Annotated in this window: 24 protein-coding genes; 9 read left to right on the forward strand and 15 right to left on the reverse strand. The window is 59.1% G+C overall.

Annotated features, from left to right (window positions below; translation table 11 throughout):
• The first annotated feature begins 306 nt into the window (after nt 1-306).
• Nucleotides 307-1,458, forward strand: coding sequence for an MFS transporter (locus HX812_RS18135; RefSeq protein WP_038844968.1), 1,152 nt, complete (start codon nt 307-309; stop codon nt 1,456-1,458).
• Between the two features lie 58 nt (nt 1,459-1,516).
• On the opposite strand, the gene HX812_RS18140 is transcribed toward HX812_RS18135, so the two are convergent.
• The 14 genes from HX812_RS18140 to HX812_RS18205 form a co-directional block, all read right to left on the reverse strand.
• Nucleotides 1,517-2,434: a hypothetical protein gene (locus HX812_RS18140; protein ID WP_235165418.1), complete on the reverse strand. Its 918-nt coding sequence runs from the start codon at nt 2,432-2,434 to the stop codon at nt 1,517-1,519.
• A 648-nt stretch (nt 2,435-3,082) separates the two neighbouring features.
• A complete protein-coding gene (locus HX812_RS18145) occupies nt 3,083-3,892 on the reverse strand; it encodes a hypothetical protein (RefSeq protein WP_235165419.1) in 810 nt (269 codons plus the stop codon).
• Nucleotides 3,893-4,116: 224 nt separating this feature from the next.
• Nucleotides 4,117-6,522 carry a TonB-dependent receptor gene (locus tag HX812_RS18150; protein WP_038844972.1) on the reverse strand — a complete coding sequence of 802 codons (2,406 nt, stop codon included), beginning with the start codon at nt 6,520-6,522 and terminating at the stop codon, nt 4,117-4,119.
• Between the two features lie 97 nt (nt 6,523-6,619).
• A complete protein-coding gene (locus HX812_RS18155) occupies nt 6,620-7,573 on the reverse strand; it encodes a FecR family protein (protein ID WP_038844973.1) in 954 nt (317 codons plus the stop codon).
• 26 nt (nt 7,574-7,599) lie between these two features.
• The gene (locus tag HX812_RS18160; protein ID WP_033899716.1) at nt 7,600-8,100 is read right to left on the reverse strand and encodes a sigma-70 family RNA polymerase sigma factor; all 501 of its coding nucleotides are present in this window, start codon (nt 8,098-8,100) and stop codon (nt 7,600-7,602) included.
• An 83-nt stretch (nt 8,101-8,183) separates the two neighbouring features.
• Nucleotides 8,184-8,828: a CGNR zinc finger domain-containing protein gene (locus tag HX812_RS18165; protein ID WP_038844976.1), complete on the reverse strand. Its 645-nt coding sequence runs from the start codon at nt 8,826-8,828 to the stop codon at nt 8,184-8,186.
• Between the two features lie 96 nt (nt 8,829-8,924).
• Nucleotides 8,925-9,527, reverse strand: a complete 603-nt coding sequence (gene cysC, locus HX812_RS18170) for an adenylyl-sulfate kinase (protein WP_038844978.1) — start codon at nt 9,525-9,527, stop codon at nt 8,925-8,927.
• Nucleotides 9,524-10,753 (reverse strand): nitrate/nitrite transporter, encoded by a 1,230-nt coding sequence (locus HX812_RS18175; protein WP_038844980.1) that lies wholly within the window; start codon nt 10,751-10,753, stop codon nt 9,524-9,526. Before HX812_RS18175 ends, cysC begins: the two co-directional genes overlap by 4 nt.
• Before the next feature lie 10 nt (nt 10,754-10,763).
• On the reverse strand, nt 10,764-11,534 hold the full coding sequence (locus HX812_RS18180; RefSeq protein WP_038844982.1) for a bifunctional 2-polyprenyl-6-hydroxyphenol methylase/3-demethylubiquinol 3-O-methyltransferase UbiG: 771 nt from the start codon (nt 11,532-11,534) through the stop codon (nt 10,764-10,766).
• A gap of 7 nt (nt 11,535-11,541) precedes the next feature.
• A complete protein-coding gene (locus HX812_RS18185; protein ID WP_038844984.1) occupies nt 11,542-12,678 on the reverse strand; it encodes a hypothetical protein in 1,137 nt (378 codons plus the stop codon).
• Nucleotides 12,675-13,400, reverse strand: a complete 726-nt coding sequence (locus HX812_RS18190; protein WP_038844986.1) for an SDR family NAD(P)-dependent oxidoreductase — start codon at nt 13,398-13,400, stop codon at nt 12,675-12,677. Before HX812_RS18190 ends, HX812_RS18185 begins: the two co-directional genes overlap by 4 nt.
• 10 nt (nt 13,401-13,410) lie before the next feature.
• Complete coding sequence (locus tag HX812_RS18195) at nt 13,411-14,139, reverse strand: sulfotransferase family protein (RefSeq protein WP_080642376.1); 729 nt, start codon at nt 14,137-14,139, stop codon at nt 13,411-13,413.
• Nucleotides 14,136-15,359, reverse strand: a complete 1,224-nt coding sequence (locus tag HX812_RS18200; RefSeq protein WP_038844990.1) for a transaldolase family protein — start codon at nt 15,357-15,359, stop codon at nt 14,136-14,138. The genes HX812_RS18195 and HX812_RS18200 overlap by 4 nt, the downstream gene beginning before the upstream one ends.
• 17 nt (nt 15,360-15,376) lie before the next feature.
• Nucleotides 15,377-16,081: an HAD family phosphatase gene (locus HX812_RS18205; RefSeq protein WP_038844992.1), complete on the reverse strand. Its 705-nt coding sequence runs from the start codon at nt 16,079-16,081 to the stop codon at nt 15,377-15,379.
• A gap of 253 nt (nt 16,082-16,334) precedes the next feature.
• Here HX812_RS18205 and HX812_RS18210 point away from each other — a divergent pair, with 253 nt between their 5' ends.
• From HX812_RS18210 to HX812_RS18240, 7 genes are all read left to right on the forward strand, one after another.
• Entirely contained in the window at nt 16,335-17,135 is an 801-nt protein-coding gene (locus HX812_RS18210) for a glucose 1-dehydrogenase (protein WP_038844994.1), read from the forward strand.
• Complete coding sequence (locus HX812_RS18215) at nt 17,128-18,951, forward strand: glycoside hydrolase family 15 protein (RefSeq protein ID WP_038844995.1); 1,824 nt, start codon at nt 17,128-17,130, stop codon at nt 18,949-18,951. The genes HX812_RS18210 and HX812_RS18215 overlap by 8 nt, the downstream gene beginning before the upstream one ends.
• A gap of 48 nt (nt 18,952-18,999) precedes the next feature.
• Nucleotides 19,000-19,473: an isochorismatase family protein gene (locus HX812_RS18220; RefSeq protein WP_038844996.1), complete on the forward strand. Its 474-nt coding sequence runs from the start codon at nt 19,000-19,002 to the stop codon at nt 19,471-19,473.
• Entirely contained in the window at nt 19,470-20,030 is a 561-nt protein-coding gene (locus HX812_RS18225; RefSeq protein WP_038844997.1) for a GNAT family N-acetyltransferase, read from the forward strand. Before HX812_RS18220 ends, HX812_RS18225 begins: the two co-directional genes overlap by 4 nt.
• Before the next feature lie 149 nt (nt 20,031-20,179).
• The gene (locus HX812_RS18230) at nt 20,180-20,812 is read left to right on the forward strand and encodes a BRCT domain-containing protein (protein WP_038844999.1); all 633 of its coding nucleotides are present in this window, start codon (nt 20,180-20,182) and stop codon (nt 20,810-20,812) included.
• A complete protein-coding gene (locus HX812_RS18235; RefSeq protein WP_038845002.1) occupies nt 20,809-21,171 on the forward strand; it encodes a VOC family protein in 363 nt (120 codons plus the stop codon). Before HX812_RS18230 ends, HX812_RS18235 begins: the two co-directional genes overlap by 4 nt.
• 84 nt (nt 21,172-21,255) lie before the next feature.
• Nucleotides 21,256-22,170: an alpha/beta fold hydrolase gene (locus tag HX812_RS18240; RefSeq protein WP_038845005.1), complete on the forward strand. Its 915-nt coding sequence runs from the start codon at nt 21,256-21,258 to the stop codon at nt 22,168-22,170.
• Here HX812_RS18240 and HX812_RS18245 read toward each other — a convergent pair.
• Nucleotides 22,104-23,108: a GlxA family transcriptional regulator gene (locus tag HX812_RS18245; protein ID WP_038845007.1), complete on the reverse strand. Its 1,005-nt coding sequence runs from the start codon at nt 23,106-23,108 to the stop codon at nt 22,104-22,106. The two genes, HX812_RS18240 and HX812_RS18245, sit on opposite strands and share 67 nt — an antisense overlap.
• A gap of 90 nt (nt 23,109-23,198) precedes the next feature.
• Between HX812_RS18245 and inhA the strand changes: the two genes are divergently transcribed.
• Entirely contained in the window at nt 23,199-23,879 is a 681-nt protein-coding gene (gene inhA / locus HX812_RS18250; RefSeq protein ID WP_038845009.1) for an isonitrile hydratase, read from the forward strand.
• Nucleotides 23,880-23,981: the final 102 nt, after the last annotated feature.

Consider the following 23,981-nt stretch of genomic DNA (forward strand, 5'->3'; position numbering starts at 1 on the left):
GCCTGAATATTGAGACAACAGCGTATTACAGAAGCGACCTACAGCGGGAGGCGGCCTGGAAGGTGGTAATCCACCGCAAGAACCCAGGGGTTCAAAAGCCCCCACAGGGATTACGCACCTTCCAGACCGCCTCCTACACACTCGATACTGCTTGTGTGGCGACGAACCGTCCTGGCGTTCCAGATGTGTAAAAATAAAATTCACGACCATCGCCATCTCAACGGAGCGCGGCTCGCGCCTCATGGCCTGATGTGCAAGGATGTCACGCCGGACATCGTTCGTAGAACGCAAAACCAAGGATTTTTCATGACTGCCATCCCCACCTCAGCGCCCGTGGTTCCCGGGCGGCTGGAGCAAATGTCGACCCGTATCGCTTTCTTCATTGCCGGCTTCGGCATCGCAGCCTGGGCGCCGCTGGTGCCCTATGCCAAGGCCCGTGCCGATTTGAGCGAAGGCACTCTTGGCCTGCTGCTGTTGTGCCTGGGCGTCGGTTCGATCATCGCCATGCCTGCCGCCGGTGCGTTGGCCTCACGTTTTGGCTGCCGGCGCGTGCTCAGCGCCGGGACGATCATGATCTGCCTGGCATTGCCGATGCTGGCGACGGTCAGTTCGATTCCGTTATTGATGGCCGGGTTGTTTCTGTTTGGCGCCGGCCTGGGAACGGTGGATTCCACAGTCAACCTGCAAGCGGTGATCGTCGAGCGGGCCAGTGGCAAGACCATGATGTCAGGCTTTCACGGGCTGTTCAGCTTGGGTGGGATTGTCGGTGCGGCGGGCGTTTCGGCGTTGCTGGGGCTTGGACTGTCACCGCTGCAGGCGACCCTGGTGGTGATCGTCATCACGCTGGCGGCACTGTTCAAGGCGGCGCCGCACCTGCTGCCCTACGGCAGCGAGAGTTCGGGCCCGGCGTTTGCCGTGCCCCACGGTGTGGTGCTGTTCATTGGATGCCTGTGTTTTATCGTGTTCCTGGCCGAAGGTGCGGTACTCGACTGGAGCGCGGTGTTCCTCAGCGCCGAACGCGGCTTGGACGAAGCCTATGCGGGACTGGGTTACGCGGCCTTTGCCTTGACCATGACTGCGGGTCGATTGACCGGTGATGCCATCGTGCGTCGGCTGGGCGCTACCCGGGTGATCGTGGCCGGCGGCGCGCTGGCGGCCGCCGGCACATTCCTCGCCACCTTGTCACCGGCCTGGGAAATGGCCCTGCTGGGTTATGCATTGATAGGCGCCGGTTGCTCCAACATCGTGCCAGTGCTCTATACCGCTGTCGGCAAGCAGACGGTCATGCCAGAACATATTGCCGTGCCGGCCATTACCACCCTGGGCTACGCGGGGATATTGGCTGGGCCGGCCGTGATCGGGTTCATCGCCCATGGCAGCAGCCTGGCGACCGCCTTTCTATTGATTGGCGTACTGCTGGCGGCGGTGGCGATCAGCGGGAAGATACTGCGCGTATGAACATAAAGCGGCATGAGCAGATTGAGTCTTTCAAGCGGCTCATGCGGGTTTGCGTAGGTTACTTCCCCTTCTCTTCCTTGTCGTTTTCAAGCCAGCGATCAATGCTGTAGTTCTTCAGCCAGCCATCGTCATTCAGGCTTCCGAAAGGGCTGTAACCATTGGCTTTGTAACTGTCCAGAGAGGCCATCAAACCCGGCCTCTCCATCAGGTTCTTGGCCAGGTACACCTGTTGCTCGCTGTACTTTTTCAAAGGAAACCCGGTGCGCACATCCCGCAGAGGTTCACCGTTGTTGCCTGTTTGATTGGGGTCCTTGGCGATTTCAATAATCGTGTCTTTATTCACGTACCGATGCCTTTGTGTACCGAAAAAGAACGTGCGGTCTTCCGATTTGTCCCGCCAGTCATCAAACATGCCCTTGAACGCCTGGACAACCTGAGCATCGGTTTTCGCATGAAATGGGTCCGCGCTCTGCGTATTGGGGTTGGTATTGCCGATCTGCGAGTCGCCAGCCTTGGTCAAGCTGTCATGCGTGATTTCACCGCCCTTCGCGGTGATCGCATCGTTCAATCGAGGACGGTTGAGTATCTCTCGCGCCAACATGATGGTGCGCTCCGAGACTTTGCTACTGCTGGGTTCTTCTTTGGCTATCTCCTGTAATGAACCTTGGGTCAGTCGGCCATCCTTCTTGAAAGCGTCCAGCAATGACAGGTTGTTTTTCAAGTCGGTCGCCAGCAGATGGTCGTCCGAGCTGACGAAGGGGTTGCCAACTTTCGTCATGCCTCCGTACAGGTTCTGACCGTCGAAGTGCCGGTCGGCTCCGTTCGCGAAACGGGTGTTGATTGACTGCGTTGCCGGTAGCGGCTTACCCAGTGCACGGGCATCGACCTCAAAGCGAGACTGACCAGTCCCCGTTGGCGCAGGCGTGTTGGACTCACCTGCTTGCGTATAGCTCAGATTATTGACACTACCAATCATGACTCACCTCCACCCTATCTAGATTTCGTAGCCTGGGCCTTGATTGCCTGAACTTCGAAAAGGCCTCGAAATCAAGATGGCACAAGCAGCGATTGAGTGGTCCTGAGAAAACAACGGTTCCGAAGAAGGTCGTCCAAAACACTGGATATGCCCCTCGGAATCTTAAGCGCTTGTAACCAGTTGCCCTGCTGCGCATCCATGCTCTGGAAAATCCTGGTGTGTGACACGGTGAAACCTAGCGCCGGGACACCTTGCTCCAAAGGCTCGCTAACATTGAAAACACAGGGTTGGGCGCCGACTGCTCCGTAAACAAACGAGAACCTTTGTCAAAATCCTCGGCGGTGGGCGCCTTGAAGCTGAACCTGGGTGAGGATGTGAGGTTCAGCTCTTGAGGTTTTCTTGAGTTTTGCGCCTCATGCGCCAGTGCAGTCACGGTCGATGCGGTATACGGAGAGTGACGGGAATCAAATGATGTCGAGTTCATGGTCCAGACCTAATCCGGTAGATGAAGGCCCCCATCGGCATTCAATGGCCGGTGGATATTGTCTTTGTGGTACGTCTTCGCGAACAGTTCCACATGATTGGGGTGTATTGGCTGCGCCAGCACTTGTAGCCCCCAGCCGTGTAGTGCACAGCAGGGGCCCGGGTCTAACGAAGCAATGTGTAGAGTTCCTGGCGAGAAATCCTGCCATCGCGCTGCCAACTGTAGATGTTATCCATCGCTGACCTCAGATCAGAGCGCGCCATGACTTCCCGCGAAAGCTGGGTGAGATGGTCGTTGTACGGATTGCCGGTCAACGGTTGCATCGCACGTGCATTAAGATCCCTGAGTTTTATCGTGCTGCTGAAGTACCCTCCTTTCAACGCATTGAAATTGTTCAGTACGTCTTGGATGATTTGCTTGTCGTCACTCAGTTTCAGCGGATTGTCCGAGCGAACAAAGCTCCTGATATCGTCTTTGGACAAACGACCATCCAGAGCACCGGTGCTGCCATTTCTATCGAGGGATTGCAGCAGTCCGGGACGCCGCAGCAGTTCGTTCGCCAGTCGTATGTTCGGGTCTTTGTAAGGATTGCCGGTCAACGGTTGATTAGCGACTTTCTGCAGGCTCTGTTGCGTGATGTCGCGCGAAGGCCAGCGTCCCTTGAACGCGCCATAATTATTCAAGAGGCCTTGCGCCAGTTGTTCGTTGCTCTGTTTCGAGTAATAAGGGTCCGGCAACGTCGGCGTCGGACGCGGCGGCGGGCCAGGATTCGGACGCAGGTTTCCGGGCAACGGCCGCGGCGGCGGGCCACCGAATATCGGTCCGGTTTGATTGGACTGCGCAGTGAAATTGACGCCTACCGTGACCTGGACATTTGACCCGGTGACAGACCGCTCGGCAGCGGGTTTTGCATCTCCAAGGGAGGCGTTATCGAGGGAAGGAGCAACGCTCTGATTGTATGCTGATACCGACATTCCAGTTCTCCAGTTCGGTCTATTCAGGTGCCTGGCCTTGAGTCGTCAAGGAAACCAGCGAAGGCAGGCATATCCTGTGTGGCAGAACTGTGGGAACCGGTTCCTGAGACCGCTGAAAGTATCCAGAATCGAAGTAGGAAGAACATCTGATCGAGTGAGAGACAAGCCACTCTGTCGGCAGGCAGTGCCGCTCTCCCTAAGCAGGAAGAGCGGCAATATTTCAATCAGAACCCTACGCTGGCCTGTACGAAGAACGTACGAGGCTCGCCCAGGTACAGCCCGGCATTGTTGTCACTGGAACGGGTGTAGTGCTGCTGGTCGAAGACGTTTTTCACGCCCACACCCAATTTCAGGTTGGACAACTGCTCGCCAAAGTCATAACCGCTGCGCACGTTGACCGAGACGTAACCGGGGATATCACCGTACTGACCGTCAGCCGTGCCCTGGGTGACGTAGGTGCTGGTCGTGCCTGGCGCACGCTGGCCCGACTGGGCGTACACATCCAGGTTGTGGGTCCAACGGTTGACGTCATAGCGCAGGCCCAAGGTGGCCACTTCACGGGAGTACAGCGGCAGGTCACGGCCCTTGAACGGTACGTCGCCTTCCGAGGTGGCCTTGGTGTAGGTGAAGCCGGCATTGGCGGTCAGGCCGTCCAGGCGCGGGTCCAGGTTCGACAGGTCATAGTGGGCCGAGGCCTCGATGCCAGTGTGCTTGGTCGCACCGAGGTTGGTCCAGCCCACATCGTTGCTGACGTATTGCAGCTCATCCGAGAAGTCGATGTAGAAGAACGTTAGCTCGCCGCCCCACACATTGTCGTTGTAGCGCGTACCCACCTCGTAGGTCTTGGCCTTTTCGGGGTTCAGACCATTCGCGGTCTGGTCGCCGGTGCCACCCTGGCCCAATTGGAAATATTGCAGGCTGCCAAACGACGTCTCGTAGTTGGCGAACAACTTCCAGGCGTCGGAGACGTGGTACATCACGCTCAGGGCTGGCAGCGGTTCATTGTTGTGGACTTCGCGGCGTTTTTCCTGGGTGCGCGTGCCGTTCAAGGCAACCACCGGGCGATCGTGCCATTCAGTACGGATGTCTTCGAAGCGGATACCCGGCGTAATGGTCCACTTGCCGATATCGACTTTGTTATCGATATAGAACGCGTTGGCCTCGGTGCCCCCGGTGCGGTCCTGGTAGACGTGACCATCGCTCTGCCCACCCGGCGTCGGCACATTGTTGACCAGGTTCAGGCTGGTGGCCTGCTCATGCATGCCTTCCTTGAGGTAGCGATAGCCCAGGCTGACTTCCTGGGTGCTCGGGCCTACGTCGAACACATGGGACACCCGTGGCTCGATGCCAAAGGTGTAGTAGGTACGCGGATAGGAGCCGATCGTCTTGAGGTCGCGGTTGGCGATGTTGCTGCCGCGGAAGCTGTCGGAATAGTAAGTCAGCACTTCGGCCTGGGTGCGGTCGTCGATCTGGCGGATGTACTTGAAGGACACGTCCTTGCGGCGTCCGCTGAAATTGTCCCAGTCACGCACCGATTGGTACGGGTTGGCATCGAACTGCTTCTGGGTCAGGCCGCCGGGCATATCGGCGCTGGCGTCGTAGTAGTGGAAGTTCAGCGAGAAGTCGTCTTGATCGGTCGGCGCCCAGTGGGTCTTGAAGATGACGTCGTCGATGTCGTTGGAATTGTTGCTGTTGCGGTAACCGTTGCCATTGACCCCGGAGTACAGCAAAGCGGCGCCGATGCCATTGTCGGCGGTGCCGCCGATGAAGGCGTTGTCCACGTGCTTCCAACCGCCGTGGGCAGAGGTTTGCAGGGTGGTGCCGACTTCGCCGGAGAATTTCTCGGGGATGGCACGGGTCACGAAGTTGATCACGCCGCCGACGTTTTGTGGCCCATAACGCACGGAACCGGCACCGCGCACCACGTCGATACTCTCCAGGTTGCCGGCGGAAATCGGCGCCATCGACAGTTGCGGCTGGCCATAGGGGGCGAACGCAGCCGGTACACCGTCGATCAGTACGGTGGAGCGTGGCGACAGGCGAGATGTCAGGCCACGTACGCCGACGTTGAGGGAAATATCACTGCCGCCAGTGCCGTTGGATTCCTGCACCTGCACGCCAGGCACGCGACGCAGTACGTCGCCAACGTTCATTGCGCCTTGCTCCACCATGGCTTCGCGACGGATCACCGTGCGTGCGCCGGGATGGTTCTGCACCACTTCAGCGTTGGCGTCGCCGAGCCAGTCGCCGACCACCTTGATATCGGTGGCGCCCAGTTCCAGGGGCGAGCCGGCGTCACCGGTGCCGCTGTTCAGCGGGCGCAGGGTCACGGAACCTGCGTCGATCTGGTAGTCCAGGCCGCTGCCTTGCAGCAATTGGCGCAGGGCTTGTTCTGGGGAAAGATTGCCGTCTACCGCCGGTGCCTGCTTGCCCGCGACCAACTCGGGGCTGAAGAACACTTGCAGGGAAGTCTGCTGGCCCAATTGGCTCAGCGCCGCGCCCAAGGGCTGGGCCTGGATGTGAATGGCGTCGGCGGCGTAGGCCGAAGGCAGCGCGGCACTGACCGCAAGCGCCAGGGCCAGCGGCGCCCAGCGGGAGATTTTATTGTTGTTAACGGCAAGTTTTTTCACGTCGAACCTAGTCCTGTGATCGCAAGAGTATGCGGCTGTTAATGCAAACCAGTTGCAGTTGCAGGAGAAGACGAAGAACTCGAAAAAAACCTGAATGTCAGCGTGAAATTATTTCCTGGCTGCCGTCCGGCAAGGTGCGCAAGGCTACCGGCAGGATGTGCGGCAAAGCCTTGAGCAAGGCGTCGGTGTCATTGGCCTTGAACACGCTGGTCAGGCGCAGGTTGCCCACGGCGGGCGTGCTGACCCGCAGCGGTTGCTCGCGATAACGCGAAACTTCCCGCGCCACTTCACCCAGCGAAGCGTTGTTGAAGACCAGCTTGCCCGTGCGCCAGGCGGTCAATTCCTCAGTGTTCACCGCGTAGGCACCAGCCACCGATCCTGTGTTGTCGACGTGGGTCCCCAGGCCTGCCGTCAACGTGACCACCTTGTCCGGTGAATGACCTTGCACTTTCACAGTGCCGGCCTCGACCATCACGCGAGTCTGGTCGTCATCACGACGCACATCAAAGCGCGTGCCGGTCACCGTCACCTGCCCTGCCCCGGCGGCCACTACAAAGGGTCGACTGGTGTCATGCTCGACGCTGAACATCGCCTCGCCCTGCTTGAGCTCCACGCCGCGCCGACCTTTTTCAAAATGCACCGCGACCACGCTGCGGCTGTTGAGGTCCATCACCGATCCGTCGGGCAAGGCCACCTGGCGATGTTCACCCAGGCGCGTGCTGAACTCGGCACTGTAGGGTTTTGGATGATCAAGTCCGCTGAACAGGCCCAAACCCAACGCTACCGCGACAACACTGGCGGCGACCGCATAACGCAATACGGCGCGGCGCTTGGGCCGCTCCACCGGGGCCTCGCATAACGCCTGCAAGCGGGCCTTGGGCAGCAAGTCGGTGGCACTCCACAGGCCTTGTAGCACATCAAATTCGTATTGATGATCGGGATGCTCGTTGCGCCACGCATCAAAGCGCTGGCGCTCGGCAGCGCTCAACTCGGTGTCTTGAAGGCGCACAAACCATTGCGCGGCTTCGTCTCGGGCACGGTTATCCATCATGGAAGATCCTGTTTCAAAGCGGGCAGTCATGGCGCCATCGCGTCCAGGCGGTCGCGCAGATGCCGCAGGGTGCGGATCATATACTTTTCCACCATGTTTTTAGACAGCCCCAGGCGTTCGGCGATTTCCTGCTGGGTCAGGCCTTCGATCTTCTGCCAGATGAAAATCTTGCGGCAGTTGAGCGGCAGCTCGGCCAAGGCCCGCTCGATGGAGTCCGCCAACTGGATCGCGTGCATGAAATGCTCCGGGTCGCCGCTGTGGGGCGAGCGCTGATCAAAGGCTTCCAGCGTGATGGCCTCACGCCGGTCTTCGCGTCGATAGGCATCCACTGCGATATTGCGCGCGGTCTGATGCAGGTAGGCGCGCGGTTGCTCCACCTGATCGGATTTCGACTCCAGCACCCGCACAAAGGTGTCATGCGCCAGGTCTTCGGCCTGCTGACGGTTTCTCAGGCGACGCGTCCAGGTTCCGATCAACTCTTCGTAATGTTCGAAAAAGCCTGTTCTGCGGGGCGGCTGAGGGATCATCGCGGGTGCACTGGGGAGGCGGGGCGTGAATAGTAATGCTTCCTATTAAGTGGAGCAATTGCTACCCGTCGTACACCTGGAAACTAATGCGTGCTGCCCACCTGCTTGAGACGGCTGAGTTTTTCGCGGCTACCACACACACTCATCTGGCACCATTTGCGCTGCTTGTTCTTGGAGATGTCGAAGAACACCCAGTCGCAGTCAGCGGCACCGCAAATGCGCAACGCGTGCAGATCACCGGACATCAGTAACTGCGTGGCCTCGATGGCCAGGCGCCCAAGCACCATAGCTGTCAGCTCCTGAGCCGTCGCGCAGGGCTTCCACGCCCAGGCAGGTTTGCCCTCCACGGACCGCAGCACCCGCCAGGCAACACCTTGCTGGAACACCTGGTTGATTTGCTGCAACGCCTCATCGGGCGCGGCACCCTGTAACGACAACGGATAGAACACCGCGTACAGGCATTCCCTGAACGCAATGATCGCGTCCAGGTCCGGCTGGTAAGCCATGGAGGAGGCAAACACCATCGGTTTGTAGTCGTCGAACTCTCGGGCCGAGATCAACGACGCATGCAATGCCCATTCGAAGAAGAACTGAAAGCTGGTGAGCCGCTCTTCCATGACCTTGAGCGAAGTGCCGGGACGACGGCCATTGGTGGTATTGATAAAGTCCAATACCCGGGCCCCACCAATCAGACGGATCGATTTTGCAGTGCCCGTAAAATGTGTCATGCCTGCTCCTGAAAAAACGCGTTCTCCCTGCGATGGCGCAGATTACCCTGTTTTTTCAAGTTGCAGACATTGTCATCCCCGCGCAAAGACAGACGGCTAAGCGCGATCGTCGTTATGCGCGATCCAGTCAAGAATCGTCGCGACTGACTGTTCCACTGAAAGCGCCTGGGTATCCAGGTGCACTTCCGGAAACACCGGCACATCGTACTGGGAGTCGATGCCAGTGAAGTGCTTGATCAACCCCGCACGGGCTTTTTTATACAGGCCCTTGGGGTCACGTTGTTCGGCGGTTTCCAACAGCGCGTCCACATGCACCTCAACAAAAAACTCATTGCCGATGATCGAGCGCGCGTAGTGCCGGCTGGCCGACGAGGGAGAAATCAGCGCCACGATCACGATCAGCCCTGCCTCCAGCATCAACCGCGCCACTTCGGCGACCCGGCGGATATTCTCGTCACGGTCGCTGTCGGTAAAACCCAGGTCTCGGCACAGCCCGCCACGCACCGAGTCGCCGTCGATAATGGCAGTGATCCGGCCCTGTTCCTGCAGGGCATTGTCCAACGCATCGGCAATGGTCGACTTGCCGGACGCGGAGAGGCCGGTCATCCAGATGACCACGGGGTTATGTTTCATGCCAGAGCGGTGACTGAACGCAAACGCGTGCAGGTTCCGGTGCGGCGTGTCTGGAAAATAACTCATGACTGTTCACCCTCCTTGACCGAAACAGGCCGTTTGCCCAACAGGAACACCATCACGCATTGCACAAACAACAACAGCGCCACCACCCAGTAGACAGTCGAGAACGACCCGGTCAGGTCCTTGGAAAATCCGCCCAGGAAATTGCCGCACACGCCCCCCAGGCCGATCAACACGTTGGCAATGCCAAAGGCCTGGGTCAGCCGACTGACCGGGACGATTTGCCCGATGTAACTGGGCACCAGCCCGAAGATAGGATAAAACGCCAGCGCAAACAGAAACGCCGCCAGGTAGAACAACGGCAGGCTGTTGAAACTGAACACCAGGCTGGCAGCCAGCCCCGCACTCAGGAAACACATCGCCAGCGACGCGCGCACCCCGACCTTGTCGGCAATCCACCCCACCAGGAAGCCCGACGCCATGCCCACCGCGCCGATGGTGGTCCAGATAAACCCGGCGTCCTGTACCGACACACCCAACTCATCACGCAGGAACGGCGCCAGGTACGTCTGGAACGGCAGCAACGCCATGCCATTGAGAAAGGCGATGGCCCAGGTCAGGTACAACGAGCGGCTGAGCCAGGGCTGGTGGCTGTCAAACGCGGTGGCGCGTTCCCCGGAAAACCCGGTGTCCTGGCTCGCAGCGAAGTTACGCAACAGAAACCAGGCCACCACGCACAGGGCCACCGAGATCAGCCCGGCAGTGAGCCAGATCGAGCGCCAGCCACCATTCAATGTCAGGAACGACACCAGCAAACCGTTGATGAATACGCCGTAGCTGGTGCCACTGGAAATCAGCCCCATGACCCGCGAGCGGTTACCGGGGCTGAAGCCCTTGGTGACGATCTCTGCCAACGGGATGTACACCGAGGCGGAACAGCCACCGAGCAGGATCAACAGCGCGCCCGACAACCAGATGCTGTTGCTGACACTCAGCCCCAGCAGCGCCAGGGACGTCATCACCGTCGATACCAGGCTGATTTTCCACCCCTCGAAAAACCGGCTGATATAGCTTGTCACCGATGAAAACAGCAGGAAGCCGATCTGCGCGCCGCCAGTGATCAGCCCCACCGTGGTGTAGTCAAAACCGATGTCGCGGCGCATGTCGACCACCAGGTTGGCGAACAGGTAGACGCCAAAGCCATAGGTACTGGCCACAAACCCGGTGAGGACCACCGCCAGCACGACGCTGTCCAGTGGCCGGGCATTGCTCTGTACGAGTGTGCTCATCAAGCCCTCCTTATTCGGCACGCGCGGTGTGAATGACGAAATCACAATCCATCATGTCGTAGTCACGTTCGAAGTCGCCGTAACTCTCATGCTGGATGAACCCGGATTTGAGCACCTCGCCCTTCAATTCGCCCGGCAACAGCGGATACACCTGCAGCCGGTATTGTTCTGCGTCATCAAAGGAATAGATGAACTCACACAGGTGCTCATCGACCTGTCCCAGGCTGACCGAAGCATTCGTACCGCAGTAATAGTAATGACCGCTGGCCTTGTAGTTACCGGCACGGATAGCGAAAAAATTGCGTTGGTCTACGATCAGCAAACCACCCGGCTTGAGCAAGGCCCTGAATTTGGCCAGCACCCGCAACCGATCGTGGGCGGCGAAGACATGGCACAACGAACTGCCCAGGCACACCACCGCATCGAATTGGCCAAGTTCCTGGGAGTCCAGCGAGTGCCAGTCGCGGTAGTGGGACTGGATGTCCAAGCCATGCTTGCGAAAGTTCGCCCGCGCCTTGGTCAACATGGTGCTGCTGCCATCCGTGGCGACCACATCGAACCCCGCTTGCTTGAGCTGGACGGCATGAAAGCCACTGCCGGTCGAAACATCTATCACCGACTGCACGCCATGACTGCGCAGCAGGTTTTCGAAGAACCCGTCCTCCCCCGCTTTGCGTTTTTCCCAATCGATCAATTCATCCCAACGCTCGACGAAATCCTCCGAGTACTGCTTGGCATAACTGGCGACTTCGTTGTGCTTGCGCCCCGATATCTGATTCATCACACACCTACCAGGTTGAATTCTTGAAGGACAGGTACTTGCTCGCCAGCTCGCGGGCAAACTCGGCGGACTGCTCGATGGACATGGTGTTCTTGGAGTACCCCAGCATCGATTGCATGACGGCCATGCACTGCGGGTTGTAAGTCACCGAACCATCACAGTGGATTTCGTCGATGCCATCCTGGCTCTGGCAGATGCTGTTGATGCGCACCGCCTCGTCCTGTGGACAGGCGTCGGAGAACTGCACCTGGATCTGCCCATCATGCAGCCGCACCGGATACCCGCCCGGAAGCCCGAGAGGCCCCGGCGCATGGACCAGGACCGGCACGGGCGAGAACAGCCCTTCGATGACCGTGACGGCAGAGCATGCGGTGAGGAACTGCCCGTCCACTCCGCCCAGGCGACGGAACTCGGATTTCACCGTCGAGAAAATCGCCTCGGCCGGCAGGCGCACCACCTCTGGCCGGTCACGCACTTCATACAACAGACGGTAGCTGGCCCGCGCAGGTAACCCAGCGCGCGGCACGTAGTGGCTGAAGTAATGCTGGGCATACAGCTGCACTTGCACATCCGCAGGCGCACATTCGAGCAACCGTGCGATGGAGAAACGCACCGCTGGAATCAGGTTGGCCACATTACCCACGCCAATATCCGGCGCCAGGCCGATGCGCGCCAAGATCGGGTTGACCGCATCCGGGAACGCCGCATTCAAGGTTTTAGTGGTGATTCCGGAGGCTTTCACCGCCCGCATCAGGCAATGCATCAACGTCAGGTGCATGGGCAGCCAGGGGCCGAACTGGGCCTGATCGAGCTTCTCGAACGACAGCTTGGGCAGCCCGGTGATGACCCGCCATGACTGCAGCGATGCGCAGTTCACCAGCATATCCGGGGCTTCTTCACGTAGCAGCTGCGTGACCCTGCCGATATCCGTCAGGTCGGCAACCACGGGTTTGATGTCGATAAATTGGCCCAACTGCACACACGACAACGTCACCAGGTTGCACAAGCGGATCGTGGCTTCTTCATTGCGCCCCAACACCACAAAGTCGAACGCGTTTCTCGGCCCCAGAATCTTCAGGATCTGCAGGCATAGGTTGCCGGCGCCTACCAGCAGCAGTTTTTTCTTGCGCACCGGAAGGCTCATCGTGGGTAGGCCCCGTTGTCGACCGGAATCACCCTGCCCGTGATGTGACGCATGGCATCGCCGGCCAGCAGAAGGATGACCTCAGCCACCCCACTGGGCAGGATCGGGTCCTTGAGGACTTCCTGGCGGGCGTACTCGGCGCGTCGGTATTCGGGGATGGTGCCGTAGATCGCGGTGTCATGGATCAGCGCCGGGGACACCACGTTCACCCGCACGAACGGCGCGAAGTTCCAGGCGTTGGCCTTGGTCAGGCCGATCACCGCCGCCTTGGTGGCGCCATAGAGCGCGTCGCAGCTGCCCACTTCTCCAGCCACCGAAGCGATGTTGACGATGCTGCGCGGGGCTTCGTGCTTCATCTCCCGTTCGGCAAAGTCTTTGGAGAGGTAGACCAGCGCCTTGAGGTTGACGGTGAGGATCTCGTCGATCTGCTCATCGGAGTAGGCGTAGACACTTTTACCGTGATAAATCCCGGCGTTATTGACCAGGCCGTAAATACTTGGATGCCGCTCATACAGTTTTGGAATAAAACCCTTGATGACTGCCATGTCCGAAAAATCAGCGATATGCGCTTCAAACACGTCAGCGCCATAGACACCTTGCAGCACTTTCAAACCCTCGGCATCCTTGTCCGCACCGATAACGAAATAACCCTGTTGAATCGCCAGTTCCACAGTAGCCCGGCCAATTCCGTTGGCCGCTCCGGTCACAATCAACTTTTTCATACAACAATCCCTATTGGCAAAATTCATTCATGCGCGCGTAATACGTACGGTGATATTCGTACATCGCCTTTAAATTCGGATATTGATCAAATAGCGTGATATCAACGCTCGGATTACTTGGAGAAACAATCCGTTCACTGTTTTCCGCGTCGGCATGCCAACTACGCCACGTTTTCCATTGTTGGGGACACTCACGCTTCCATGTCATGGCGTGTGGCAGAAACTCTATATTCAAATGATCACAGAGTTTACGGATCACTCGTTCTGGCTCTGCGGCCAGATCATCCGCATTGATCACATAGGGCACTTTGCCGGTCAGTTTGGTGACCACACAAAATATGTCATACAGTGCTTTATGCCCAATGGCCTGCAAGGGCATGTCGGGATGCACCCGATGATGGGAAACAATACTGCTGGCAGGCTCACGAATCAGAAAGATGTTGTCCTGTTGCGCGAGAAAGCCAACATCAACTTTCAAGTCATCCAAACAGTGATAACACATGTCTTTATGGAAGACGTTCGCACGCTCACGGGCATTCAGTAGATGTTCTTTTATACCTGGATAAGTCGTGGGCAAACTGTGATCCCACTCATCCGAAGGAATCGCCGAGTCCTCGGAAAACGCCATATGCGCAAAAGGTTCATGGAAGACCTCAAAATCGCCACGCTCGATAAATACGCGTTCGAGCACCGTGGAGCGCGAACGTGGGTGGGCCCACAACCCGATCATCCGGTTCATGCGATCACCCCAAATTCAGCAGCGAGCAATGCGTTGAATGCGCGCTTGAACGGTGTCGTCACGGGGCAAAGCCGAACGCAGTAATCCGCCAGGCGCCGATGCGCGCTATTGGCTTCATTGCAGGCGTTGATAAAGGCTTCATGGTTGCCGAAGTCGTACGGTTCGATACTGTCGACAAAATAGGCTTCGTAGAAATACGGGATACGGATCAGCTTCGCGAAGGTCGAGGCCGGGGGTTTCTGGGGTTCCTGCGCGGGTACGACCGGTTTGCCGTGGCTTTCGCGCTCGACCAGGAACTCAACTACGTCCGGCGTCAGTGTGTAGCAGGTCGCGGTGTGCCCGGTCTTTTCCAAGTGCCAGCAATGCTTGTTGCCACGTTCGTCCACATCGATCTTTATGCTGGAAAGCAGGGTTTTGATCGGCACGGTCGAGGCCGCCACCAGCGTCTGGATCTGCTCGTAAATCATCAACTCGGCCCAGCGCAGTTCCTCGGCGCTCAAGGTCAGGCCACGCTCGGCAGCCTGCAGGGTGAACTCAGGCTGGCAGGCGAAACGCCCAATCATGAAAGTGATCACGTACTTGCAGCGGCTGGTGTCGATACCGTTGCTGCGCGCCGTCGCCCTGCCACGCTCGATGGCCTGGATACCGGCCTGGAACTGGGCAACCGTGAAGCAAAAGGTGATGTTGATCGAGGCGCCCTGGGCCACCAGTTGCTCGACCGTCGCCAGCCCTTCCAGGCTACCCGGCACCTTGACCATCACGTTCGGCGCCAGGCGATGCAACTCCAGGCCGCGGGCGGTCATGCGTTCGGTGCTGCGCACATCTACCGGGTCAACCTGGGCGGAAATCCAACCTTCGGCCTGTGCCGATTGAACCCACCGCGACTTGAGCGTGGCAGCCCCTTCGACGATGACTTCGTTGTACAGCTGCTTGCGCAACTCATTGGGAGACAGCTTGGCCAGGTTGAAACGTGAAGACCAATACTCGCGCTTTTCAAGGATGACGGCCGTTACCAACCGCGGGTTGGTGGTCGCGCTGCACAAGCCCCAGGGCTGGGAGAACTCATCCGGCATCAACGCTTGTATGTATGTCGCGGCCGCCGGGTACTTTTCCAGCAGATGTTGTTTATACGGCAGGTATACGGCAGGCGATGAATCCCACCACACTTGCGAAGATTGATCGTTGCGTTTGAGCCGTTCCAGGTAACCAAGTGTGTTCACGACGCCTCCTCCCTGAGTCAATTAAATATGGTCAATACTTCACGTATGTCGGCAATCGGTAATGCTCCCGCTGCGGCCAACTGCGAATGCCGATGCGCGGGACCAAAGCCCAACACTTTTATATTGGCCGCTATCGCAGCCTGGATACCCGTCACACTGTCTTCCACCACCAGCGCATCACTCACATCAATGCTGTAAGTCCGGCAGGCCGTCAGGAACACCAAGGGATCAGGTTTCCAATGACCCAATTCATAACAGCTGAATATTCGCCCTTCGAAATAAGAAAACAGTCCCGCCAGGCGCAAGCAATGCTCTATCTTGTTGCGTGGCGCACTCGAAGCAACGCAATAAGGCACGTCCAACTTTTCCAGGACTTCCAGCATTCCATCCGTGGCTTTTAAACTGAGTGTCAGTGCGTGCAGCGCCCGCTCACGAAAACGCTGTTCAAATGCGTTGTCCACACTGACATTTAATAATTGCTCAGCCTCGCGTAAACACTCAGCAATCTTGCGCCCACGAAAGTGTTCGATAAAACGTGTGACATCAAGCAGCGTATCGCCCTGAGCCAGGGCATTAAGCATGGAGATCAATACAGACAGGGTTATTTCTTCACTTTGGACCAGAACACCGTCGCAATCGAAGATAACTAACTTAGGCACGCCAACTAAGGCCGCTGCTTTTACCTGAACTGGTAGTTCCCCTATATCGGCCGAAAGGCACATAGAAATCTCTTATAGGTGGCCCCGCGATGACTTCCGAACTACCAACGGAGCGGGTTGATGTGTGCCTATAAGACACGCGGCGAAAAAGCCTGTCAAACGCTTTTGAGCGGTTTTTTAGTATCTTATGGTTATTTTTTATAGTTCTGTTATTCCATTTTTCACCATGGTTGTAGTCGCTAAATTCACACGGGTGAACTTCCCTTGCGCACGATCAGTCAGCTACTTGAACTCACGAATTCAAGGTCGGTGAGCAATGCGTATCTCGTTGGAGCAACAAGTGGCGCTGGTGACCGGTGCCAGTTCCGGAATCGGTGCCGGCGCGGCAAAGGCCCTGGCGCAAGCCGGAGCGGCGGTGGTGCTGAATTACAACAGCCAGGCCGCGCCGGCCGAGGCCCTGGCAGAACAGATCAACGCCGAGGGTGGCCGGGCGATTGCCATCGGTGCCAACGTGGCTAAAGAAGAAGAGGTAGAACGGCTTTTTGCCCAGACCCTCGATGCCTTCGGCCACTTGGACATCCTGGTGGCCAACTCCGGGATGCAGAAGGACGCCAATCTGGTGGACATGAGCCTGGATGACTGGGATGCGGTGATCGGCGTCAACCTCACCGGCCAGTTCCTGTGTGCCCGCGCGGCGGTGCGCATCTTCAATCGCCAGGGCGTGCGCGAAGGCGTGTCGCGGGCGGCGGGCAAAATCATCCACATGAGTTCGGTGCACCAACTGATCCCGTGGGCTGGGCATGTGAACTACGCGGCTTCCAAAGGCGGTGTGGAGATGCTGATGCGCACCCTCGCCCAGGAAGTCAGTGAGCAACGCATCCGCATCAACGGGATTGCGCCGGGGGCGATCCGCACCGCGATCAACCGAGCCGCCACCGAAGGCGCGGCAGCACAAGAGCTGCTCAAGTTGATTCCCTACGGGCGGATCGGCGACGTGGAAGACGTCGCCAACGCGGTGGTGTGGCTGGCCAGCGATGCATCCGATTATGTGGTCGGCAGCACACTCTTTATTGACGGCGGCATGAGCCTGTATCCGGAGTTCCGTGGCAATGGTTGATCTGAACGAACCACAAAGCGCCATCGATGCCCACGGCATCATTGGCGATATGCGCAGTGCGGCATTGGTGAACGACAAAGGCAGTATCGACTTCTTCTGCTGGCCGGAATTCGACAGCCCCTCGATCTTCTGCTCGCTGCTGGACAGCCCCGACGCCGGCATTTTCCAACTCACCCCGGACCTGCCCAACGCGCGCCGCGAACAGATCTACCTGCCCGACACCAACGTCCTGCAAACCCGCTGGCTCAGCGACGAGGCCGTGGTAGAGATCACCGACCTGTTGGCCATCAGCGAAGAAATCGATGACTTGCCGCTGTTGATTCGCCGCGTGCGGGTGGTCAGCGGCAAGGCCGATATCCATCTGCGCTGCGCGGTGCGCCATGACTACGCGCGCACGCCCACCCAGGCCACCCGTGACAATGGCACGGTGTGTTTCAGCGCCGAAGGCCAACCCGGCCTGCGTTTGTCCAGCAGCCATCCACTGCAGATCAAAGACGGTGCTGCCGTGGCCAGCTTCACCCTGGAGCAGGAAGAAGGTGCCGAATTCGTCCTCGGCGGTCAGGAGGATGAACGGGTGGACAGCAGCTGCACGGACCTGGCGTTGGCCCACACCTTGAAGTTCTGGCGCGGCTGGATCGCGCAATCGAACTACCGTGGGCGCTGGCGCGAAATGGTCAACCGCTCAGCGCTGGCACTTAAGCTCCTGACGTCGCGCAAACACGGCGCGATCATCGCCGCCGCCACCTTCGGCCTGCCGGAAACCCCCGGCGGCGAACGCAACTGGGACTACCGCTACACCTGGATCCGCGACGCATCCTTCACCGTCTATGCCTTCATGCGCCTGGGGTTTGTCGAGGAAGCCAACGCCTATATGCGCTGGCTCAAAGGCCGCGTGAGTGACTGCTGTGGCCAGCCGACCAAGATCAATATTCTCTACGGCATTGACGGGCGCCAGGAACTGCCGGAAGCCGAGTTGGAACACTTCAGCGGCCATGGCGGCGCCAAGCCGGTACGTATCGGCAACGAAGCCTTCGACCAGATCCAGCTGGACATCTATGGCGAGCTGATGGATGCGGTGTACCTGGTCAACAAGTACGGCGAGGCGATCTCCCATGAAGGCTGGAAACACACCGTGGAGGTGGCTGATCAAGTCTGTGAAATCTGGAACACCAAAGACGTGGGCATCTGGGAGATGCGCGGCGAGCAGCATCACTTCCTGCACTCACGACTCATGTGCTGGGTAGCACTGGACCGGGCCATCCGCTTGGCTTCCAAGCGTTCGCTGCCGGCGCCGTTCGCACGCTGGGACCAGACGCGCCAAGCGATCTACGCCGACATCTGGAGCAACTTCTGGAACGAAGAGCGCGGGCATTTCGTGCAGCATATCGGCAGCACCGCGCTCGACGGTTCGATGCTATTGATGCCGCTGGTGAGGTTTGTCGCCGCCACCGACCCACGCTGGCTCTCGACCCTGGAAGCCATCCAGAAAAGCCTGGTGCGCGACGGCATGGTCTACCGCTATCGCAACGACGACAGCCAGATCGACGGCCTGCAAGGCACCGAAGGCGCGTTTGCGGCCTGCTCGTTCTGGTATGTCGAATGCCTGGCCCGCGCCGGACAAGTGGAAAAGGCCCACCTGGAATTCGAGCAACTGTTGCGCTACTCCAACCCCCTGGGCTTGTACGCCGAAGAGTTCGACAGCCAGGCCCGCCACCTGGGTAACACGCCCCAGGCCTTGAGTCACCTGGCGTTGATCAGCGCGGCGACGTTCCTGGACCGTAAACTCAGCGGGGAGAAAACCACCTGGCAACCCTGAAGTGGCCTGTGCACAATGGGCAGCCCCTCGACCACGGACAGGAACGCCATGCGCCAGGTACTGCTGATCATCGATGTGCAACCCTCCTTCAACCCGCCCGCGTGGCTGGTGGACGGCATCAACGCCCTGCTGGGGCGTATGCCGTCAGTCGCCACCGTGGAGCGCCACGATGAGAGCGTCACGCCCTTCGCCCGGCAACTCGGCTGGCAACCGGCGCCGAACGACCAGAGCCTGGTGGCCGCCGATCGCATCTTTATCAAACACGGCTATGCGCCAACACCCGAGACCGTCGCCTACCTCAAAAGCCTCGCGCCGCAACGCGTGCTGGTGTGTGGTATCCAGACCGACACCTGCGTGCTGGCGGCCGGGTTTGCGCTGTTTGACGCGGGATTGCAGCCGACCTTGATCAGCGATCTGACGGTGGGTTCGTCGCTGGATCGGTCGGGGCAGTTGGGCGTGGATCTTTGGCGGCATCATTTCGGGCAGGTGGTTGATCGGGACCAGGTCGCTGCCACCTTATGAGCGCCTTCCCTACCCTGCATACTCGTCGCCTGCAGTTGCGGGAACTGGTCGAGCACGACGCCTTGGCGCTGTTTTCCCTCTACCGCGATACCGACAGCATGCGCTGGTTCGGCGCTGACCCGATGACCGAAATCAGCCAGGCACAAGCCCTGATCGAGACCTTTGCCCAATGGCGTACCCAGCCTAATCCGGGCACTCGCTGGGGGCTTGAGTTCGAGGGCAGGCTGATCGGCAGTTGTGGCTTATTCAAGTGGAACCGTGGATGGAACAGTTGCGCGCTGGCCTGCGAGCTTGCACCCGACTTCCGAGGGCAAGGCCTGATGAGCGAAGCCCTGCGCGCCACACTGGAATGGGGTTTCATGCAGATGCACTTGCACCGTGTCGAAGCGCTGGTTCATCCACACAACCACGCGTCCCGCGCGTTGCTGGAGCGTCTTGGCTTCAAAGTCGAAGGAACGCTGCGAGAGGCCGGATTCTGGAACGGCCAGCGGCATGATCTTGAGGTGCTTGGGCTACTGGCGCGGGAATGGCCGGAAATGAAGAAGCAAGGTATATAGCGATATCTGACACGCACATTCCATTCGGTATTCAAGGAAAGAATATGACCTCACGCATCCGCCGTGCTATTGAACCTCACATTCACTCCCGACAAAGCCAAGTACATCAATCAGACGATAGAAACTGAAGAATTAAGGAGCAAGGACGCATGGTCGATCTTCATCAGGAATTCGAAAAAAGCGTGTTCTTCCATCAGGCACGTATTGATCGGCGCTCTGCCGATGCTCTGATTGGTATTACCGCCGGTTTGACCGCCGATGGAAAAATTAATCAGTTGGAGGCCGAGTTTCTCAAGAGCTGGATTGAAACCCACCTGGTACATCTGGAAGATCCAGTGGTGAATATTCTGTACCAACGCCTCGCTGACATGTTGAGCGATGGAGTGTTGGATGAAGATGAGTCAATCGAATTGTTGGAAATACTGCATCAGTTTGCGGGGCTTCCCGTCGGAGCGCCTCAACGCACCGCAAACGTCAGCAGCCTACCGCTGAATGATCCGATTCCCGAACTCGACTGGCTCGATAGGGTGTTTCTGTTTACAGGGGTCATGGCTTACGGGCCTCGGAAAGACTGCGAATCGCTCGTCACCGAACGCGGCGGAGTGATCGGTAATTCAGTCAGTAAAAAGGTGCACTTTCTGGTGGTGGGCAGCATCGGTAATGAGCAATGGCTGCACAGCTCCTACGGGACCAAAATCAAAAAAGCCGTGGAATTGCGAAACAGCGGTGTGCCCATCGCAATCATCAGCGAAACCCACTGGCAGCAGGTATTGTTCGGTTGAAACCCATTGTCTCCGTGCTCATACATGTCCCGGACTGGCGCGCAGCCACGCAGTGGTACTGCGCAGCCTTTCCACTGGCGACACGCATCTACCACCAGCCGAATGATTTTGGCCATCTGGATGTGGAAGGCGTGGCTATCGAAATCGTCAACGCCGATAGCAAGGTCGCCTGCGGAGCCGCCGGGTCGGTTGTGTATTGGCGGGTAGAAGACTTGCCACAAACAGTGCAACGGCTGGAGAAACTGGGGGCAATCCTGTATCGCGGACCAATGGCGATTGAACGAGGGGATTGGATTTGCCAGGTGCGCGATCCGTGGGGCAATTGCATCGGGTTGCGCCAGCTCGGTCTAGACAAGTAAGCCCACTGCCGCAAATCCCCCCCCAACCCGTCACGGCTTTCGGCTAGAGTTCCAGTCTCTCTGGCCAGCCGATGAACGCTCACCATGACCATTACCGCCCCGCTGCTCTACGTACGTACGTCCATGCTCGATATCGCTTACGAAGCCCACGGCCCCCTCGACGGTGAGCCGGTGATCCTGCTGCATGGCTTCCCCTACGACCCGCGCGGCTATGACGCGATTGCGCCGGTACTGGCCGAGCGTGGCTACCGGGTACTGGTGCCGTACCTGCGCGGTTACGGCCCGACGCGCTTTATCAATGAGCAAGTCATGCGCTCCGGGCAGCAGGCGGCGTTGGGCAAGGATCTGCTGGATTTCATGGATGCATTGGCGATCCCGCAAGCCACCCTCACCGGCTACGACTGGGGTGGGCGAGCCGCGTGCATCGTCGCGGCGCTATGGCCCGAGCGGGTGCGCGGGTTGGTGACCGGGGATGGCTACAACATCCAGGACATTGCCAAATCCCTCAAGCCACGGGCGCCTGTGACGGAACATCGCTTGTGGTACCAGTTCTACTTCCATACCCAACGCGGCGTAGACGGTTTGACCGCCAACCGTGGCGAACTGTGCAAGTTGCTGTGGGCGCTTTGGTCGCCCTCCTGGGCCGAGGGGCCGAGCCTGTATGACCAGACGGCGCCGTCGTTCGATAACCCGGATTTTGTCGAGGTGGTGATTCACTCCTATCGCCACCGTTTCATGTATGCCCCCGGTGACCCGGCGCTGGAAGCCATCGAGCAGGCGTTGGCGTTGCAGCCGCCGATCTCGGTGCCGAGCATTTCGCTGTGCGGTGCCGATGATGGCGTGGGCCCGCCGCCTGAAGTGGATGATGATGTCGAGCATTTCAGCGGGTTTTACCGACGCCAGGTGCTCCCCGGCGTGGGCCACAACATTCCTCAGGAAGCGCCGCAGGCCACGCTCGACGCACTGCTGGAATTGCTGGGCGAAAAGCGTTCGCGGTAAGCCTGGGGTGTGACCGACAAGGCGCGCAGGAAGCTGCGACGCAGGGTCTCTTCGCTGCCAAAGCCACACTGCACGGCGATGCGTTTGATCGAGACTGCGCTGTCAGCCAACTGCCGGCGCGCGGTTTCGACTCGGATCAATTCGACGGCGCGTGCCGGGGTCTGGCCGGTTTCGGCGCGGTAGTGGCGTACAAAGCTGCGTTCGCTCATGCCGGCTTGGGCGGCCAGGGTCGAGATGCTCAAATCCAGGGTGAGGTGTTCGGCGATCCAGGCGTGGAGTTCGGCGAAGCGGCTGTCGTCTTTTTGCAGGGACAGGGTCACGCTGAATTGGGACTGGCCGCCGGGACGCTTGAGGAACACCACCAGGTGCCGCGCCACTTCCAGGGCCACGGCGCGGCCCAGGTCTTCTTCCACCAGCGCCAGGCACAGGTCGATGCCAGCAGTGACGCCGGCAGATGTCCAGACGGCGCCTTGCTGTATGAAGATCGGGTTGGACTCCACCGTCAACGCCGGGAATTTGCGCGCCAGTTCTTCGCAACGCGTCCAGTGGGTGGCCACCCGACAGCCATCGAGCATACCGCTGGCGGCCAGCAAAAACGCGCCGGTACACACCGAGGTCATGCGCCGGGTATGCCTGGCTTTCTCGCGCACCCACTCCACCAGCGCCGGGTCTTCGGCGGCGCCGTAAACGCCCCAGCCACCGGCAATCACCAACGTATCGCACGGCGCATCGAGGGCGGGCAGCGGTTCGGCCAGCAGTGCCAAGCCAGCCGACGTCATCACCGGCTCCGCTTGCGCGGCGATCACCGACACGGCGTAGGGCAACGGCAGGCCGCGTTGACGCGCCAGGTCATTGGTGGAGGCAAACACCTGCAACGGCCCGGTGACATCCAGCACCTGGGCGTTATCGAAAGCGAGTACGTGGACGATTCTGGGCATGATTGGCGTGATTCGTGGGCTCAATGGCGTATTCGCCAAAGCCTAGGCCTCTAGAGTGAAGCCGTCCACCCCTTTGACGGAGCGCTTTTCATGACCTTGCAGATTGGCTTTGTGTTGTTTCCCGGCATCCAGCAACTGGATCTCACCGGCCCTTATGACGTACTGGGTTCGTTGCCGGATGTGAAGTTGCACCTGGTGTGGAAAGACCTGGAACCGGTCACTTCCAGCACCGGCCTGGTGTTCACACCGACCATGACCTATGCCGATTGCCCGCGCCTGGATGTGATTTGCGTGCCCGGAGGCTCAGGTGTTGGGGCGCTGATGGAAGATCCGCTGACGTTGGACTTCCTCAAGGTACAAGCCCAGACCGCGCGCTATGTGACGTCGGTGTGCACCGGCTCGCTGGTACTCGGCGCCGCCGGTTTGTTGCGCGGGCGCAAGGCGACGACGCACTGGGCCTATCACGACCTGCTCGCCCCGCTCGGTGCGATCCCGGTACAAGAACGCGTGGTGCGTGACGGCAACCTGTTGACCGGTGGCGGCATTACGGCTGGCATCGACTTCGCCCTGACGTTGGCGGGCGAGTTGTACAGCGAAGCGGCGGCGCAACTGGTGCAGTTGCAGATTGAATATGCGCCGGCACCGCCGTTCGATTCCGGGCGTCCGGACACGGCGCCCAAGCATGTGTTGGAGGAAGCCAACAAGCGCACGGCGGAATCGCGCAGGGTGCGTGGGGAGATCGTTGCGCGGGCTGCGGCTCGGTTGGGGTGATTCTGCATAGCACCTGTGGATACTGCAAAAGCGATGTTTGGGTCGGGGCGGGGGACATATCCGTTATTTGGGTAACGGCTGATATAGGTTCCGCCGTAAGGG

The sequence above is a fragment of the Pseudomonas sp. IPO3749 genome (assembly GCF_013386605.1).
Taxonomy (GTDB): domain Bacteria; phylum Pseudomonadota; class Gammaproteobacteria; order Pseudomonadales; family Pseudomonadaceae; genus Aquipseudomonas; species Aquipseudomonas azotoformans_A.